Annotated in this window: 12 protein-coding genes; 3 read left to right on the top strand and 9 right to left on the bottom strand. The window is 63.8% G+C overall.

Annotated elements, in window-relative coordinates:
• Positions 1-5: 5 nt before the first annotated feature.
• The 7 genes from AC57B1_RS37990 to rpsB form a co-directional block, all read right to left on the bottom strand.
• Entirely contained in the window at positions 6-1211 is a 1206-nt protein-coding gene (locus tag AC57B1_RS37990) for a 1-deoxy-D-xylulose-5-phosphate reductoisomerase (protein ID WP_091793338.1), read from the bottom strand.
• Between the two features lie 10 nt (positions 1212-1221).
• Positions 1222-2043, bottom strand: a complete 822-nt coding sequence (locus tag AC57B1_RS37985) for a phosphatidate cytidylyltransferase (protein ID WP_496420223.1) — start codon at positions 2041-2043, stop codon at positions 1222-1224.
• On the bottom strand, positions 2037-2819 hold the full coding sequence (gene uppS / locus AC57B1_RS37980; RefSeq protein ID WP_091793334.1) for a polyprenyl diphosphate synthase: 783 nt from the start codon (positions 2817-2819) through the stop codon (positions 2037-2039). The genes AC57B1_RS37985 and uppS overlap by 7 nt, the downstream gene beginning before the upstream one ends.
• Before the next feature lie 169 nt (positions 2820-2988).
• Positions 2989-3549, bottom strand: a complete 561-nt coding sequence (frr, locus tag AC57B1_RS37975) for a ribosome recycling factor (RefSeq protein WP_012433445.1) — start codon at positions 3547-3549, stop codon at positions 2989-2991.
• Between the two features lie 100 nt (positions 3550-3649).
• Positions 3650-4363, bottom strand: a complete 714-nt coding sequence (pyrH, locus tag AC57B1_RS37970) for a UMP kinase (RefSeq protein WP_011488865.1) — start codon at positions 4361-4363, stop codon at positions 3650-3652.
• Between the two features lie 221 nt (positions 4364-4584).
• Positions 4585-5466, bottom strand: coding sequence for a translation elongation factor Ts (gene tsf, locus AC57B1_RS37965; RefSeq protein WP_091793333.1), 882 nt, complete (start codon positions 5464-5466; stop codon positions 4585-4587).
• Positions 5467-5671: 205 nt separating this feature from the next.
• A complete protein-coding gene (gene rpsB / locus AC57B1_RS37960; RefSeq protein ID WP_007181432.1) occupies positions 5672-6424 on the bottom strand; it encodes a 30S ribosomal protein S2 in 753 nt (250 codons plus the stop codon).
• A gap of 571 nt (positions 6425-6995) precedes the next feature.
• Between rpsB and map the strand changes: the two genes are divergently transcribed.
• From map to AC57B1_RS37945, 3 genes are read left to right on the top strand one after another with little or no spacing between them, the layout of a single operon-like run.
• On the top strand, positions 6996-7805 hold the full coding sequence (map, locus tag AC57B1_RS37955; RefSeq protein WP_091793331.1) for a type I methionyl aminopeptidase: 810 nt from the start codon (positions 6996-6998) through the stop codon (positions 7803-7805).
• Positions 7806-7834: 29 nt separating this feature from the next.
• Positions 7835-10414: a [protein-PII] uridylyltransferase gene (locus tag AC57B1_RS37950; RefSeq protein WP_408353977.1), complete on the top strand. Its 2580-nt coding sequence runs from the start codon at positions 7835-7837 to the stop codon at positions 10412-10414.
• A 6-nt stretch (positions 10415-10420) separates the two neighbouring features.
• Entirely contained in the window at positions 10421-12607 is a 2187-nt protein-coding gene (locus AC57B1_RS37945; RefSeq protein ID WP_496420222.1) for a pseudouridine synthase, read from the top strand.
• Between the two features lie 293 nt (positions 12608-12900).
• On the opposite strand, the gene def is transcribed toward AC57B1_RS37945, so the two are convergent.
• On the bottom strand, positions 12901-13434 hold the full coding sequence (gene def / locus AC57B1_RS37940; RefSeq protein WP_007181426.1) for a peptide deformylase: 534 nt from the start codon (positions 13432-13434) through the stop codon (positions 12901-12903).
• Positions 13431-15497: an NAD-dependent DNA ligase LigA gene (ligA, locus tag AC57B1_RS37935; protein WP_408353981.1), complete on the bottom strand. Its 2067-nt coding sequence runs from the start codon at positions 15495-15497 to the stop codon at positions 13431-13433. The genes def and ligA overlap by 4 nt, the downstream gene beginning before the upstream one ends.
• Positions 15498-15618 lie beyond the last annotated feature (121 nt).

Here is a 15618-nt window from a genome sequence, read left to right as displayed (position 1 = left end):
GCGCCTCACTGGACGGCGCGTTCCGTGCGACGGGCGCCGTCGGGCAGACGCGCGATGAATTCGGCAGCGGCGCGACGCGCGGCGGCATCCGCTTCGATCACGTCCTCGAGCGCGTGCGCGCTGCGGTTCGGCAGCGCGTTGAGCACCGCGTCGACCACTTGGGCAATCGCCATGAAACCGATCTGGCGCGCGAGGAACGCTTCCACCGCTATTTCGTTCGCGGCGTTCAGCGCCGCGCTCGCGAGGCCTCCCTCGGCGAGTGCCTTGACTGCAAGGGCGAGACACGGAAAGCGCGTGTAATCCGGCTTTTCGAACGACAACGACGCGACCTGCAGCAGATCGAGTTGCGCCACGCCCGAATCGACGCGATCCGGAAACGCCAGCGCATGGGCGATCGGCGTGCGCATGTCGGGATTGCCAAGCTGCGCGAGCACCGAACCGTCGGCGTACGAGACCATCGAGTGGATCACGCTTTGCGGGTGAATCAGCACGTCGATGCGCTCGCCCGGCAGATCGAACAGCCAGTGCGCCTCGATCACTTCGAGGCCCTTGTTCATCATGGTGGCCGAGTCGACCGAGATCTTGCGGCCCATGACCCAGTTCGGATGCTTACAGGCTTCTTCCGGCGTGACGTCGACGAGTGTGGCCGGTTCGCGCGTACGGAACGGGCCGCCCGAAGCGGTCAGAATGATCTTGGAGACGCCGCCGTGCAGCGCGGCTTCGCGCGGCAGGCATTGGAAAATCGCGTTGTGCTCGCTGTCCACCGGCAGCAGGACGGCGCCGTTGTCGCGCACCGCGTCCATGAAGATCGCGCCGGACATGACCAGCGCTTCCTTGTTGGCGAGCAGGATGCGTTTGCCGGCGCGCGCGGCGGCAAGGCTCGGCGCGAGGCCGGCCGCGCCGACGATCGCCGCCACCACCGTATCGCAGCCGTCGCTCTTCGACACGTCGACGAGCGCCTGCGGTCCGTACGTGACCTCGGTCTTGCAACCCGCCTCGCGCAATTTCGCGGCGACGCTGGCGGCCGTGTCGGCGTCGCCAACCACCGCGACTTCGGGCTGAAAGCGCAGGCATTGCTCGACGAGCTTGTCGCCGTTGCGATGCGCGCTCAGCGCATACACCGAAAAACGCTCGGGATGACGCGCGACGACGTCGAGCGTGCTGTCTCCAATCGAGCCCGTGGAACCGAGCAGTGTCAGACGTTTTTGCATATCTCTTTCTCTAGCCGAGCAGCAGCATGGCAAGCGGCAGCACCGGCAACAATGCGTCGATGCGGTCGAGCACGCCACCGTGCCCCGGCAACAGGCCGCTTGAATCTTTCACACCGGCCTGGCGTTTCATCATGGATTCGAACAGGTCGCCCACCACACTGAAAACGACCAGCAGGGTCAGGGCGAGCAACGTGCGCACGGCGCCCCAATGCGCCAGCAACGCAGAATACAGGGTCGGCTCGAACGCATGCAAAAAGACCGCCGCCGCCGCGACGATCATCACCACCAGCCAGCCGCCGATCGCGCCCTCCCAAGTCTTACCCGGACTGATGGCAGGTGCCAGCTTGTGTTTTCCGAATGCTTTTCCCGAGAAGTATGCGCCGATATCGGCCAGCCATACCAATAGCAGCAACGACAGCACGAACGGCACACCCTGCATGCGCGCGGCGACGAGAGCATGCCAGCACGCGACGAATACCACAATGCCGGCGAGAAACAGAAAGGAACGCCATGCGCCTTGGGCGAGCGTGGGCTTGCGCAACAGCACGAACGGGCCGGCGATCACCCAGAAAATCGCGGCCGCCTGAAAGAGCGGCCTCGCCTGCTCGATACCGGTGCCAAGGCGCGTGCTGGCGACGAGCGCCACTGCGGCCACCAGCGCATAAACGACCGGGCCCACGCCGCCCAGCTTGAGCAGGCGTGCCCACTCCCATGCGGCGAACACGACGACGAAGGCAATCAGCGCGCCGAACGCGCCCACAGGCGCGAACAACGTCACCGGCAGGAAGACCGCCAGCAGGATGATCGCCGTGATGACACGGGTTTTTAGCATGGAAGCGAATCGACGTTTTGCGATTGCGGCTCGAGCTGAGCACTGGTGCGGCCGAAGCGGCGTTCGCGCTCCGCGTACGAAGCGATGGCGTGGCCGAGCGCGTCGGCGTCGAAATCCGGCCAGAACGTGTCGGTGAAGTAGAACTCGGTGTAAGCGAGCTGCCACAGCAGGAAGTTGCTGACACGGCGCTCGCCGCCGGTGCGGATGAACAGATCCGGCTCCGGCGCATAAGCCATGGAGAGGTGCTCGGCGAACGATTCCTCGGTCACCTCGACCGCCTTGCCCGCCAGCGCAGACTGTTCGGCGAGCTTGCGGGTGGCCTGCATGATGTCCCAGCGGCCGCCGTAGTTCGCGGCGATCGTGAGTGTAAGCCGGGTATTGCGCGCGGTCTTGGTCTCCGCGCGCTTGATCAGGTCGCGGATGCGCGTATCGAAGCGCGACAGATCGCCCACTACCCGCAAACGGATGCCGTTGGCGTGCAGTTTGCCGATCTCGCGCTCCAGCGCGGTCACGAACAGGCGCATCAGGAACGACACTTCGTCGTTGGGACGACGCCAGTTTTCCGAGCTGAAAGCGAACAGCGTCAGATATTCGACACCCTGACGGGCGCACGCCTCGACGGCCGCACGCACCGCGTCGACGCCGCGCGTATGGCCCGCCACGCGCGGCAGGCGCCGCTGGGTGGCCCAACGGCCGTTGCCGTCCATGATGATCGCGATATGTCGCGGCACCGCGGCGACATCAGGCACGCGCACGGTTGAGCTGGTATAGGTCATGGCCGTCGGGACAGTGACTGCAAATAAAGAAGTGGAAACCCTGAAAGTACCGAGTGCCCCCAAACCTGGCGCTTCACGCCAGCCGCCCGAGGGGGCAATCCCCAAAGGGGATGTCCTGCGGGGCGGAAAACCTGGGGCGGCCCGGCGTTTTTCTGAGAGGCGACCGGCCTCAGACCGTCATGATCTCGGCTTCTTTCGTCACGACGAGTTTGTCGATTTCGGCAACGAATTTGTCCGTCAGCTTCTGAACGTCGTCACCGGCACGACGCTCGTCGTCTTCCGAAATTTCTTTGTCCTTCACGAGCTTTTTCAGTTGCTCGTTAGCATCACGACGCAAATTGCGCACGGCGACCTTGGCCGTTTCCGCTTCGCTCTTGACCACTTTGGTCAGTTCGCGGCGGCGCTCTTCGGTCAACGCGGGCATCGGCACGCGAATCACGTCGCCTTGCGTGGCCGGGTTCAGGCCGAGGTCCGACTCGCGGATCGCCTTTTCGACGACCTGAACCATCTTCTTTTCCCACGGCTGCACGCCAATCGTGCGGGCGTCGATCAGCGTCAGGTTCGCGACTTGTGAAATCGGCACCGGCGAACCGTAGTAATCGCACTGGATGTGATCCAGCAGGCCCGTATGCGCACGGCCCGTGCGGATCTTCGACAGGTCGTTCTTGAACGCGTCGATGGAGCGCTGCATCTTTTGTTCAGCGCCCTTTCGGATATCAGCCACAGACATTTTTAAACCTCCGAACCTTCAAAACGGTGCGAGCCGGCCAGCGCGCGCAAGATGCGGCGACCCGGGCTCGCGTCAAAGCCCACGTTATGTGAACGAGAGTTTACACGTGGACGAGAGTGCCTTCGTCCTCACCTTGTACGATGCGCTTGAGCGCGCCCGGCTTGACGATCGAAAACACGCGGATCGGCAGCTTCTGGTCGCGGCACAGTGCGAACGCCGTGGCGTCCATGACCTGCAGATTGCGGCCGATTGCCTCGTCGAAGCTGATCGTGGTGTAACGGGTCGCGCTCGGGTCTTTCTTCGGGTCGGCGGAGTAGACGCCGTCCACCTTCGTTGCTTTCAGCACGACTTCCGCGCCAATTTCCGAGCCGCGCAGCGCTGCGGCCGTGTCGGTCGTGAAGAACGGGTTGCCGGTGCCGGCCGCAAAAATCACGACTTTGCCTTCTTCGAGCTGGCGAATCGCGCGGGGCCGGATGTACGGCTCGACTACCTGGTCCATGCGCAGCGCCGATTGCACGCGCGCCTCGATACCGGCGTGGCGCATGGCGTCCTGCAACGCCAGGGCGTTCATCATGGTGGCCAGCATGCCCATGTAGTCGGCCGTGGCGCGATCCATACCCGCCGCGCCGCCCGCGACGCCGCGGAAAATATTGCCGCCGCCGATCACCACGGCCAGCTGCGTTCCGAGACGGACCACTTCGGCCACGTCCGCCACCATTCGTTCGATGGTCGCGCGGTTGATGCCAAAGGCATCGTCGCCCATCAGAGCTTCACCGGAGAGTTTGAGCAGGACGCGTTTATAGGCAGTGGGCATAGGGGTATCCAGATCGCGCAGAACAGGGCAACAACAAGGGACTAATGTAGGGGTGAAATGCTGATTCGGGCAAGCGTCGCCAAATTGACGAACCCTGGGGTTCGCCAGCGGCGGCTGCGCCACGAGGGTCAACCCGCGCGCAGCCTTGCGGCGCTGCCGACCGCGGCAAAGTCTTGCTCTGCCGCGGGTCCAACGATACAACAGTGATGCTTGGGTGAGACTTATTGTTGCTTTGCAGCAGCGACTTGAGCGGCCACTTCAGCTGCGAAGTCGTCCTGCTTCTTCTCGATGCCTTCGCCGACCACGAACAGCGCGAACTTCTGCACGCTCGCGTTGCCGGCCTTCAGCATCTGTTCGATCGTCTGCTTGTCGTTCTTAACGAACGTCTGGTTCAGCAGCGACACTTCCTTCAGGTACTTCTGCACGCTGCCGTCGACCATCTTGGCGACGATTTCAGCCGGCTTGCCCGATTCGGCGGCCTTCTGTTCAGCAATGCTGCGTTCCTTGGCGATCAGATCCGCCGGCACGTCGTCCGACGACAGCGAAACCGGCTTCATTGCGGCGATGTGCATTGCCACGTCCTTGCCGACCTGCTCGTCCGCGCCCGTGTACTCGACCAGCACGCCGATACGCGTGCCGTGCAGGTACGCTGCCAGCTTGTTGGCAGTGTCGAAACGCACGAAACGGCGGATCGACAGGTTTTCGCCGATCTTGCCGACCAGCGCGAGACGCACTGCGTCGACCGTCGAGCCGTCCAGCGGCAGTGCCGACAAAGCAGCGACGTCAGCCGGGTTTTGCGTAGCGACCAGCTCAGCGACCTTCTTCGAGAAAGCCAGGAAGTCGTCGTTCTTCGAAACGAAGTCGGTTTCGCAGTTCAGCTCGACCAGCGAACCTGCATTGCCGCCGATGAACGATGCGACCACGCCTTCAGCCGTCACGCGCGATGCTGCCTTGCTGGCCTTGTTGCCCAGCTTCACGCGCAGCAGCTCTTCAGCGCGCGCCATGTCGCCGTCGGCTTCCGTCAGCGCCTTCTTGCATTCCATCATCGGCGCGTCGGTCTTTGCGCGCAGTTCTGCAACCATGCTTGCGGTAATTGCCGCCATCATTTGCTCCTTGAGTTCCGTCTGTCACACGCCGCCCGCATTTCGATGCCGGCGGCAAGAATTCGTTTCAGCGTTGCGCGTACTTTTTTACGGACAACGTCTGGGCACCGCTCGGAAGACTGCCGGCCGCACCCTACTACAATATCGCGGCTTAAAAAAAGGGGGCCTGTAGAAAGCCCCCTTTTTTGCCGGACACGGGGCAGCTTTACGCTTCCGCGTTGACCTCGACGAACTCGTCGCCGTCGCCACCACGTGCAGCCTGCACCACTTCGTTGACTGCGTTCGCACGGCCTTCGACGATCGCGTCAGCCACGCCAGCCGTGTACAGAGCGACAGCCTTCGAGGCGTCGTCGTTACCCGGGATCACGTAGTCGATGCCTTCCGGCGAGTGGTTCGTGTCGACCACGGCGATGACCGGAATGCCGAGCTTGTTGGCTTCGGTCACGGCAATCTTGTGGTAGCCGACGTCGACCACGAAGATCGCGTCCGGAATGCCGCCCATGTCCTTCACGCCGCCGATCGACTTTTGCAGCTTGGCCATTTCGCGTTCGAACAGGAGCGCTTCCTTCTTGCTCATGCGTTCGGTTTCGCCTGCTTCCAGCGCCGCTTCCATGTCCTTCAGGCGCTTGATCGATACCTTCAGCGTCTTGAAGTTGGTCAGCATGCCGCCGAGCCAGCGAGCGTTGACGTACGGCATACCAGCGCGTTGTGCTTCTTCAGCGATGGTGTCGCGCGATTGACGCTTCGTGCCTACGAACAGGATCGTGCCGCGGTTCGCCGCCAGTTGACGCGCGTACTTCAGCGCGTCGTTGTACATCGGCAGCGTCTTTTCGAGGTTGATGATGTGAATCTTGTTGCGATGACCGAAAATGAACGGGGCCATCTTCGGGTTCCAGAAGCGCGTTTGGTGACCGAAGTGGACACCTGCTTCCAGCATTTGACGCATGGTAACTGCCATGAAAATCTCCGCGAGGGTTGGGTCTTAAGCCGGCTGCCGTATCGGCCGCGCCGCCATTTCATCTATCTGGCTGAACGCGACGGACACCCTGGGTGCGCCGGCTTGCGAGTCTGCTGCCTTGTCATGCTTTACTACCTCATAGCGCAGGCAACCAGCGCCATGAGAAGCCGCTCCTGCCAAACTTTTCGCTCACATGGAGACCATATGAAGCAATAAAGCAAGACAGAGATCGACTTAGCCAAAGATTATAGCACGCGACTGTTGCACGACTCAACCTGCTCCGGTAGCTCCTGCCTGACGCCGCCGGTTGCACCCGTGTACTCGCCGTCCGCCGGGATCGACCAGCCCGAGCCAGCCGACCCAAACCGCCCTGGCATGGTGCAATGCCGCTGCGGCGCGCCTTCGACACTCAGCGGTATTGCGCCACCGCGGCGAAAGCCGTCGGCTCAGCGGGCCACCTCAAAGGACTCGCGCACGAGCCCTCGACAGGCGTCACCCCCGTCGCAAAAGCCTGCGGCGGCAGGAATATGGTGCGATAATCTCGCAATAAATCGCATTTCAGGCCCGACTCATGGCTATTACGCTCAAAAACGAACACGATATCGCGCAGATGCGCGTCGCTTGCAAACTCGCGAGCGAAGTGCTCGACTACATCACGCCGTTCGTCACGGCGGGCATCACCACTGGCGAACTCGACCGCCTGTGCCACGAATACATGCTGAAAGAACAGGGCACGATACCAGCGCCGCTGAACTATCAGCCGCCCGGCTACCCGCCCTACCCGAAAGCCACCTGCATTTCCGTCAACGACGTGATTTGCCACGGCATTCCGGGCGACAAGACATTGAAGAACGGCGACGCGCTGAATATCGACGTCACCGTCATCAAGGAAGGCTATTTCGGCGACACCAGCCGCATGTTCATCGTTGGCGAAGGCTCGATCCTGGCGAAACGTCTGGTTCAGACCACCTTCGAATGCATGTGGCTCGGCATCGATCAGGTGCGTCCGGGTGCCCATCTCGGCGACATCGGCTATGCGATCCAGAAACATGCGGAAGGCCAGGGCTACAGCGTGGTGCGCGAATATTGCGGTCACGGTATCGGCACGGTGTTCCACGAAGACCCGCAGATCCTGCACTACGGCCGCCCCGGTACTGGGCTCGAACTGCAAACCGGCATGATCTTCACGATCGAGCCGATGATCAATGCCGGCCGCCGCGACATCCGCACCATGCCGGACCAGTGGACCGTCAAAACGAAAGACCGCAGCCTGTCGGCGCAGTGGGAGCATACCGTGCTCGTCACCGAAACCGGCTACGACGTGCTGACCGTTTCGGCCGGCACGCCCGCGCGTCCGCCGATCGTCGCGGCCACCGCCTGACTGACTTCCGAACCCACCGCCACCTGCCAATGAGTAGTGTTCCAGCCCTCGCCCAATCCCCTGCCAGGTCGCTCAAGGCGGAGTACAAAGTGGCCAAAGCCCAACTGCTGGAACGCTTCAGGACGGCCACCAACGTCGAGGCGCTGATGGCCTCGCTCGCGCGCGCCACCGACGACTCCCTGCGCGCCGTCTGGAACACCTGCGATCTGCCGCCCGAGTTGGCCTTGCTGGCGGTGGGCGGCTACGGGCGCGGCGAACTGGCGCCGCATTCCGACATCGACATTCTGGTGTTGCTGCCCGACGCGCCGATCGGACATCTGGAAGCCCGCATCGAACGCTTTATCAGTCTCGCCTGGGATTTGGGGCTCGAACTGGGAAGCAGCGTACGCAGCGTGTCGCAATGTCTCGATGAAGCCGCCAACGACGTCACGGTGCGCACCTCGCTGCTCGAAGCACGGCGCATAACCGGCAGCTCGGAATTGTTCGACGATTTCGCGAAGCGTTACCGCGACGCGCTCGACCCCAAAGCCTTCTTCCAGGCAAAAGTCCTGGAAATGCGCCAGCGCCACGCCAAATTCCAGGACACGCCTTACTCGCTCGAACCCAACATCAAGGAGAGCCCGGGCGGCCTGCGCGATCTGCAACTGATTCTGTGGATCACCCAGGCGGCCGGTTTCGGCAGCAGCTGGCGCGAACTCGAAGCGCGCGGCCTGATCACCGAGCGCGAGGCGCGCGAACTGCGTCGCAACGAGAGTTTCCTGAAAGCGCTGCGCGCGCGGCTGCATGTGATCGCCGGGCGTCGTCAGGACATCATGGTGTTCGACCTGCAAACGGCGGTGGCGGAGAGCTTCGGCTACAAGCCGACCGCCACCAAGCGCGCGAGCGAACAGCTCATGCGCCGCTACTACTGGTCTGCCAAGGCTGTCACGCAACTCGCCACGATCCTGATCCAGAACATCGAGGCGCAACTCTTTCCCAGCACGAGCGGCGTCACGCGTGTGCTGTCGGACCGCTTCGTCGAGAAGCAGGGCATGCTGGAAATCGCCAGCGACGACGTGTTCCAGCGCGAGCCGAACGCGATCCTCGAGGCTTTCCTGCTGTACGAACAGACGCCCGGCGTAAAAGGCCTGTCGGCGCGCACCCTGCGCGCGATCTACAACGCCCGCGACGTGATGGATCAGCATTGGCGGCGGGACCCGGAAAACCGGCGCCTCTTCATGGACATCCTGAAGCAGCCGGCCGGCATCACGCATGCACTGCGCCTGATGAACCAGACCAGCGTACTGGGGCGCTATCTGCTCAACTTCCGGCGCATTGTCGGGCAGATGCAGCACGATCTGTATCACGTCTACACCGTCGACCAGCACATTCTGATGGTGCTGCGCAATCTGCGGCGCTTCGCCGTGGCCGAGCACGCGCACGAATATCCGTTCTGCAGCCAGCTGATCGCCAACTTCGACCGGCCGTGGGTGCTGTACGTGGCGGCGCTGTTTCACGACATCGCCAAAGGCCGCGGCGGCGACCATTCCACGCTCGGCATGGCCGACGCGCGGCGCTTCTGCCGCAATCACGGCATTCTCGGCGACGACGGCGAACTCGTCGTGTGGCTGGTCCAGCAGCATCTGACCATGAGCCAGGTCGCTCAGAAGCAGGATACGAGCGACCCGGAAGTCATCAAGCGATTTGCCGAACTGGTCGGCACCGAGCGCCGCCTTACGGCGCTCTACCTGCTGACCGTGGCCGACATCCGCGGCACCAGTCCGAAAGTCTGGAACACGTGGAAAGGCAAGCTGCTCGAAGATCTGTATCGCGCCACCCTCTCCGTACTCGGCGGCGCACGCCCGGATGCGCATTCGGAACTGAAGTCCCGCCAGGAAGAAGCGCTTGCGCTGCTGCGCCTCGAAACCGTGCCGGAAGGTGCGCAGAGGGCGCTATGGGACAAGCTCGACATCGGCTATTTCCTGCGTCACGACGCGGCGGATATCGCGTGGCAAACACGTGTGCTGTATCGCCATGTCGAAACGCCGACGCCGATCGTGCGGGCCCGTCCATCGCCGATCGGCGAGGCGCTCCAGGTACTGGTCTATGTGAAGGATCAGCCCGATCTGTTCGCCGGCATTTGCGCGTATTTCGACCGCAATGGCTTGTCGGTGCTCGATGCGCGGGTCAGCACGACCCGTCACGGTTACGCGCTCGATAATTTCCTCGTCGCGCATACCGAAGAAGACGTGCATTATCGCGATATTGCCAATCTGGTCGAACAGGAACTGACCGCCCGCCTCACGGGTGACGGCACCCTGCTTCCGGGACCGTCGAAAGGCCGTCTTTCACGGCTGTCGCGGACCTTCCCTGTTACGCCGCGCGTCGATCTTCGGGCCGACGAGCGCGGCCAATATTACATCCTGTCCGTGTCGGCGAACGACCGGCCAGGCCTTCTTTATTCGATTGCGCGCGTGCTGGCCGAGCATCGGGTCGGCGTCGCTTCGGCGCGGATCAATACGCTCGGCGAACGCGTCGAAGACGTGTTCCTGCTTGATGGACGCGGCCTGTCTGACAGCCGCCTGCAAATTCAGGTCGAGACCGAACTGCTGCGCGCGATTGCAGTGTGAGATTTCATGCGAGTCAAATTAACAGCCAAGCACCCGCGGCCGGCTTCGTCCGAACGCGCCCCTGTCCGTACCGGAAGTCCATCGGCGCGTAAGCCGACGCGCCCGGCGGGGCCGAAGCCTTCTGAGTCGACCGCGGGTGTCGGCGGAGCCCGGAGCGAACGCGCTGGCGTGCCGGCTGGAAGCGGCAAGCGACCGGCCGGCGGCAAGCCGGCGGGCGCCGGCGCTCGTCCGGCAAAGGCCGAAGGGTCGTTTTCGCGCGAGCGGACGGCGGGTGGGACTCAGCGCGCCGCGTCGGATCGGCCACCGCGCCGCGAAGGCGCCGGCAATACGGGTGCGCCACGCCGGTTTGAAGGCAGCGGCGAGCGCGCTCCGCGTCGCGACGATGGTGAACGGGCACCGCGCCGGTTTGAGGGCAGCGGTGATCGTAGCGAACGTGGCCCGCGCAGGGCCGAGGGTGAGCGGGCACCGCGCCGCTTTGAAGGTGGCAGCGAACGTGCCCCGCGCCGCGCCGAGGGAGAGCGCGCGCCACGTCGGTTTGAAGGTGGTGCTGACCGCAGCGAACGCCCACTCCGTCGCACCGAAGGTGAACGTGCACCGCGTCGCTTTGAAGGTGGCGCTGACCGCAGTGATCGCGCACCCCGCCGCGCTGAGGGTGAACGCGCCCCACGTCGGTTTGAAGGCAGCAGCGAGCGCGCCCCGCGTCGCGACGATGGCGAACGTGCCCCGCGCCGGTTTGAAGGCAGTGGCGATCGTAGCGAACGCGCCCCGCGCCGCGCTGAGGGTGAACGCGCCCCACGTCGGTTTGAAGGTGCCGGCGACCGCGCCCCCCGTCGCACCGAAGGTGAGCGCCCGCCACGGCGGTTTGAAGGCAGCAGCGAACGCGCCCCGCGCCGCGACGATGGCGAACGCCGCCCGTTCAGCAGTGCGCGTCCTGGCACGGGCCGTCCGTCCGAAGGCTCGTCGCGCGGCGATCGTCCGGAACGTCGTGAGCGCGATGCGTCCGACCGTCCCCGCTTCGGCAGCGACCGTGGCGCTCCGCAAGAGCGCCGTGGCGGTGAGCGCGGGCCGCGCAACGACAGCGCGCCGCGTCGTTTCGAAGGCGAGCGCGGTTCGTCCGAACGCGGTGAACGCAGTTTTGCCAAGCCCGTCAAGAGCGGCTACGGCGAGCGCTCCGACCGTCCGGCACGCGCTCCGCGCGACGAGCGCGGCGATCGCGCGCCGGCCAAACGCGAATTCGGCGACCGTCCTGCGCGCGGCGCGGAGCGCACCGAACGCCCTGCCCGCAGCTTCGACAAGACCTTGCCCGCCGCCGGACGCCGCTTCGGCGACGAGCGTCCCGCGCGCGCCGACAAGCCGCGCGGCACAGCACGAAGCGAGCGCGATTCCGAAGTCGATGCCGCGCCGCGCACGCCGCGTCGCGATTACGAAGACGCGCCGGGCACTTTGCGCCTGTCCAAGCTGATGTCGGAACTCGGTATGTGTTCGCGCCGCGAAGCCGACGAATGGATCGAAAAAGGCTGGGTGATGGTGGACGGCGAGCGCATCGACACGCTCGGCACCAAGGTTCGCCCGGACCAGCGTATCGAGATCGACCCCGCCGCCGAAGCCGCGCAAGCAAGCCAGGTGACCGTGCTGATTCACAAGACGGTCGGCTTCGTCTCGGGTCAGGCGGAAGACGGTTATCAACCGGCCATCACGCTCGTTACGCCGGAGAACCGCTGGGAAGGCGACCGCTCGGACATTCGCTTTTCGGTCGCGCATTTGCGCCAGCTCGCACCGGCCGGCCGTCTGGATATCGACTCGACGGGCTTGCTGGTACTGACTCAGGACGGCCGTATCGCGAAGCAGCTGATCGGCGGTCATTCGGAAATCGACAAGGAGTATCTCGTGCGCGTGGCGTTCGGTGAGCACACCACCGACGTCGAAAGCCACTTCCCGCCGGAAAGTCTGGCGCTGCTGCGGCACGGCCTCTCGCTCGACGATGTGCCGCTCAAACCCGCGCAGGTCAGCTGGCAAAACGGCGAGCAATTGCGTTTTGTGCTGCGCGAAGGCAAGAAGCGCCAGATTCGCCGCATGTGCGAACTGGTCGGCCTCGAAGTGATCGGCCTGAAGCGCGTGCGCATGGGCCGTGTGATGCTGGGCGCGCTGCCGCCTGGGCAATGGCGCTACCTGTCAGCCGACGAATCGTTCTGAAACTATGGTCCGGTGCCGAGGGCGCGGTTAGATCCTCACCCGGTCGATAGCAAGGCGGCGGTACAAAACGACCCCACGTTTGTTCGAAAACGTGGGGTCGTTTGCTAATGGGCCGGCCCTTCCGACGCCCTGCCACCTGTCAGCGTGACGACGCTGGACGAGTCTCACGCTTCACCAGGTCCGAGAGACGCGCCAGTTTGCCGCTATCCGTCAATTCTGCTTCGACTTCAATGGTTCCGCTATAGGAACACCCGCGGTGGTCCATCACCCCGCGGCACATCACCCTAACAGCTTCAATCGTCGCTATTCGGATCCATATCCGGAAACAGCACTTCCGTGAAGCCGAACTTCGCGAAGTCGTTGATCCGCATCGGATAGAGCTTGCCGATCAGGTGATCGCACTCATGCTGCACGACGCGCGCGTGAAAACCCTCCGCGACGCGATCGATCGGTTTGCCGTATTGGTCGAAGCCGTGATACTTGATCATCGAAAACCGGCTGACTGCGCCGCGCAGTCCCGGCACAGACAGGCAGCCTTCCCAGCCCTCTTCCATGTCCTGCGAGACCGGCGTGATGGTCGGATTGATCAGCACCGTTTCCGGCACTGGCGGCGCGTCCGGATAGCGCTCGTTGTGGCCGAAGCCGAAGATCACCACCTGCAGATTGACGCCGATCTGCGGCGCGGCAAGGCCCGCGCCATTGGCGTCATGCATGGTCTCGAACATGTCCTTCACGAGTTCATGCAATTCGGGCGTGTCGAAGTGATCGACCGGATCGGCAATACGCAAAAGGCGCGGATCGCCCATCTTGAGAATTTCGCGGATCATAACTGCCCCTCCAGGAGCTTACGCATACCATCTTCGTCGAGTACGGGAATGCCGAGTTCCTCGGCCTTCGCCAACTTGCTGCCAGCTTCGGCTCCCGCCACCACATAGTCCGTTTTCTTCGACACGGAGCCAGCCACCTTCGCGCCGGCGGCCTCCAGCATTTCCTTCGCCTCTTCGCGCGCGAGGCTCGGCAAGGTGCCGGTCAACACGACCGTCTTGCCGGCCAGCACGCCCACAGGCGCTTTCGGCGCCGGCGGCCCTTCCGCCCACGTGACTTTACCCGGCGCGCGCAGTTGTTCGATCACCGTGCGGTTGTGCTCTTCGGCGAAGAACTGATGAATCGACTCGGCCACTACCGGCCCGACGTCGTTGACCTCCAGCAAGGCTTCCACCGACGCGTCCATGATCGGATCCAGCGAGCCGAAGTGCTTGGCCAGGTCTTTGGCCGTGGACTCGCCCACATGGCGAATACCGAGCGCGTAGATGAAGCGCGCCAACGTGGTGTGCTTGGCCTTTTCGAGCGAGTCGAGCAGATTCTGCGCGGACTTTTCCGCAAAACGGTCGAGTTCGGCGAGCGTCGCGAAGCCGACATTGAACAGATCGGCCGGCGTACGCACGAGATTCTGCTCGACCAGTTGATCGATGATCTTTTCGCCCAGTCCGTCGATATCCAGCGCGCGCCGCTGCGCGAAATGCCACAGCGCCTGCTTGCGCTGCGCCGGGCAGAACAGTCCGCCGGTACAGCGCGCAATCGCCTCGTCCGGCAAGCGCTCGATATTCGAGCCGCACACCGGGCAATGCGTGGGCATGACGAACTCGCGGGCATCCCCAGGACGCCGGTCGAGCAGCGCGCTCACCACTTCGGGAATCACGTCGCCGGCGCGCCGCACGATCACCGTGTCGCCGATGCGGATATCCTTGCGGCGCACTTCGTCTTCGTTATGCAGCGTGGCGTTCGTGACCGTCGCGCCGCCGACGAACACCGGCTCGAGCCGCGCCACCGGCGTAATCGCTCCGGTACGGCCCACCTGCACGTCGATCGCGACGAGTCTGGTGAGCGCCTCCTGCGCGGGGAATTTGTGCGCGAGCGCGAAACGCGGCGCGCGCGACACGAAACCGAGCGCCTCCTGCTCATCGCGCCGGTTGACCTTGTACACCACACCGTCGATGTCGTACGGCAGCTTCTCGCGCTTCTCACCAACGGCGTGGAAAAACCCCAGCAAGCCCTCTGCGCCCCGCACCACCGCGCGTTCGCCATTCACAGGCAAGCCGAGTTCCTTGTACCAGTCGAGCAGTTCGCTATGCGTGGCCGGCATGTCCATGCCTTCGAGCACGCCGATTCCGTAAGCGAAAAACGACAGCGGCCGCTGTGCGGTGATCTTCGAATCGAGCTGCCGCAAACTGCCCGCCGCCGCATTGCGCGGGTTGGCGAACTCCTTCTGTTCAGCAGCCCGCTGACGTTCGTTCAGACGCTCGAAATCGCGCTTGAACATCAGCACTTCGCCGCGCACGTCGAGCACGGCCGGCACACGTTTGCCCTTGAGCTTGAGCGGAATGGAGCGGATCGTGCGGACGTTTTCGGTAACGTTCTCGCCGGTCGTGCCGTCGCCGCGCGTGGACGCCTGAACGAACACGCCGTCGACGTAACGCAGCGAGATGGCAAGGCCGTCGAACTTCAGTTCGGCCGCGTAATCGACCGGCACCGGGGGCTCGCTCGCATTCTTGCCGAGCGCGTCGCCGATACGCTTGTCGAACGCAACGATGTCTTCGTCCGCGAAACCGTTGTTCAGCGACAGCATGGGCTGATCGTGCACGACCGGCTCGAAACCGCTGGCCGCCTCGCCGCCCACGCGTTGAGTGGGCGAATCCGGCACGATCAGGTCAGGATGTTCCGTCTCGATGCGCTCGAGTTCCTTGAACAGCCGGTCATATTCCGCGTCGGGCAGGTCCGGTTGGTCGAGCACGTAGTACGCGTAATTGGCGCGTTCGAGTTCCGCGCGCAGCCACGCGGCGCGCTCTGCCGGGGCACTGCTTGCGGAGGGTGAGACGGGGGTTCGGGCCATGCTGTCGGAAGGTTCTTCAGTGAAAATCAGACATTGGATTATCGCAGGAAGCGTGCCCCTTTACATCGGCCGAATGGCCAGTTTCGGCGCGGGGTGCATCCGGTCATCGGCCGCGCGCGAA

The sequence above is a fragment of the Paraburkholderia sp. BGA-UO-ETr-F21 genome (genome assembly GCF_059567925.1).
The sequence above is the reverse complement of the archived record's forward strand: the minus strand, read 5'-3'. Positions and strand labels throughout refer to the sequence as shown.